The organism is Streptomyces sp. CNT360, from assembly GCF_000424785.1.
In genome coordinates this window covers 1-2841 of the sequence record NZ_AUKO01000046.1, presented here as the reverse complement: position 1 = coordinate 2841, position 2841 = coordinate 1, and the positions used below count along the sequence as shown (strand labels likewise).

General features: G+C 67.5%; 2 protein-coding genes. Both read right to left on the bottom strand.

Annotation, left to right across the window (positions count from 1 at the left end; genetic code table 11):
* Nucleotides 1-521: 521 nt before the first annotated feature.
* A complete protein-coding gene (locus tag H297_RS0125770) occupies nt 522-1613 on the bottom strand; it encodes a hypothetical protein (RefSeq protein ID WP_027739397.1) in 1092 nt (363 codons plus the stop codon).
* A gap of 580 nt (nt 1614-2193) precedes the next feature.
* Nucleotides 2194-2841, bottom strand: a 648-nt coding sequence (locus H297_RS0125765; RefSeq protein WP_027739396.1) for an IS5/IS1182 family transposase, incomplete at its 5' end; no start/stop codon positions are given.

The window sequence follows — 2841 nt, the reverse complement described above, 5'->3', positions numbered from 1 at the left end:
ACGGAGCGACACGATCCCACAGATCATCAGGCACCAGATCATCCGACACCCGCACGACTCTGCCGCCGACCAGCCCAACTGCCAAGCCTGTGAGCCGAACGCATTCTGAAATGATCAGTAAGATGCAGCGATGTCCCTACCTGCCGCCTAGGAAGGAGCCCGGGGCGCGGTGGCTCGCTCCTCGCAATTCATCCACCTGCGGGAAATTACTCAGCGCCGCGGATCGACTACAGCGCCGGGAGTCGATGAAGCAGGCGTGTCCCACTTCTGGTTGTCCTCTCCATGTGGAAAGTGCAAGGCTCCTTACGGTTCATGCGATTCCCGCACGGCTGCGAACTCCACTCCACCGAGCACGGGAAGAACCGAGCGGACGACATCGTCACGTGTGTTGCAGCGCAGATGCCGCCCGCAGATGAGGGCCGACTCTCCCGGGAGAGTCGGCCCTCGCGTTTGCACCGTGCCGCTGCGGGGGCGGTTAGTGCAGGGGGTGCCGGCTCTTCTACGGCACGGGAGACTCGCGACTACGCACGACGAGCGGTGGCTGGCTGACGCTCCTCGGGTTCCCGCCGAGCGGTGACAGGCGGCTCGCTGTCACCCCGGGCGAAGTCGAGCAGGTCCCTTGCCCGCAGCAGCGGCTCCGAGCGACCTCCCAGCTTCAACGGGAGGACCAGGGTGACGATGGTCAAGGGAGCCACCGCCTCCCCGGGGACGCCCACCGTCGACAGGAGGCAGGCAAGGGCGGAGCCGAGGACGACGCCGAGGGCAGCGAGACCGGCCACCCGCTTTCGCGGCTCGCTCTGAGCCACCTGCTGCGACACCAGGAGGCTTTCCGGGAGCAGATTCTGCGGAGTGCCGGCGCACAGACCGTGCAGAACAGTGACCAGTTTTCCGGCGAGTGCGTCTACGGCGTCCGCGTCTCCCCGTTGCACGCGCCGCGCGTCCCGACGCAGCGCCTCCCGGACCCTTTTCGCGTGCTCGACGGTCGCGGCCCGCTCCTGCCGCACGTGGTACTTCTTCGCCCGATGCACCAGGACGGCCGCCACCCCGTCGACCGCACCGGCCAGCCGGGACGGGCTCGCCTCCCGGCGCCGGACCCGGTGAGCGGTGATCAGCGCGTTGCACACCATCCTGGTGACCGGCAGTCCCAGGCGGGGGCCATAGACACGCGTGGCGCCACCGACGGCCGTCAGAGCGAAGAGCAGCACTGCGGCAACGGTCGTGATCAGCGCGCTCAGCCCCGGGATCTTCCCGTCCGCGGCATGCGCGTCCAGGGTGGTGAGGTTGAAGAGGGTGAGCGCGGGGCAGCCGATGACGACGGCTGTTGCCGTAGCAAGCACCTGTGCCTTCAGCAGCCGCTCTCGCAACGTCACGCGAAGAGCGAAGGGCAGCCGGAACTCCGCCATGGCCGCCTCCAGCCGGGGCCGCATCCGCAACCGGCCTCCGAGTGCGCGCGGGGCACCACGGCGACGCCGCCGCCGCAGCACCACCCACACGTACGCCATGTAGGCCCACCGCACCAACGTCGGTGCGACCAACAGGCCGTAGACGGCACCCCCCATCATCCAGGCGAGGTCGGTCGCAAGCTGGTCCTGCAGCTGTTCTGCCTCGCTCATTCGCCACCCCAGTCCGTACGGGCCGGTGCCACCGGCTTCGGGTCAACAGAGCAGGAACGGACGGGTTCTTGTCCGGGTTCCACGAGCGCCATCACGCCGGAGAGCAACCATCCACGGCACACCCTGTCCAGCCTCCGGCACACGTGCTGCCCGCTCGTCCGCCCCTCGTCCGACCAGGGCTCACACAGCCGTAAGACGATCACCCAGCCGGACCCCCATGCGACTCCGGACATAAAAAAGCCCAGGTCACACGGCGTGTAACCTGGGCTTCGGACGAGCCGCCCAAGGGAATCGAACCCTTGACCTACGTATTACGAGCACGTTAGGGCTCATGCTGCCACGTGCTGCGAGGTGTCCCAGGATGCCGTTTCCCGAGATCAGAGCACGTGTCGCGGTCCCCCTCTTCATGCACCGTGTTGCCCCGTCCAAAGGCGTCCGCGCTCCCCTTGCGCTCCCCTATGAGCGGAAGGTCGTCGTTGCGGGCCGGACTGTGACCCGCTGGTCGGCCGGAGAGGTGCCTTGTAAGGGATACATAGAACCTATCCCGTGGGCGGCCTCGCCCGACGTCAGTGAGGCTCTTTCATCCTCTGGCTGAGCTGGCGTGATGCAGGGTGAGGACGGCCTGGACGATGCCGGTGACGGGGGTGGTCGAGCATCGGAGTTCACGCAGGAGTCGCCAGTTCTTGAGGGAGACCATGGCTTGTTCGACGAGGGCACGGACCTTGGCCTGGGACTGGTGCACGGCCTGCTGACCTGCGGACAGTGTCTCCCGTCGGCCGCGGAAGGGAACCCGGACCGTGCCGCATACCCCCTGGTATCCCTTGTCCGCCCAGCAAGGGACGTGGGTTTGGTCGAGGGCATCGATGATGCCGTGCTCGCGGGCCGCCCGGATGTCGTGAACAGCTCCCGGCAGTGCGAGCGAGGCCCACAGCAGCCGGCCGAACGGATCGGCGAGGACCTGCACGTTCATGCCGTGCTTCTTGTGCTTCCCGGAGCAGAAGGGCCGGTCGGCGGCGATCCGGTCGATCGGCAGGAGTGTCCCGTCGAGCAGGACGTATGCCTTCGTCGACGCAGTCCGAGCTGCCTCGTGGAGACTCGGTGCGAGTGCGGTCGGCAGGTCGACGGCCTCGCTGATGTAGCGGCAGACCGTTCTCGTCCCGACATTGAAACCCGCTGCGAGCTGGGCGAACGTGGTCCCGTTCCGCAGATGCGCCGACACCAGCAGGGC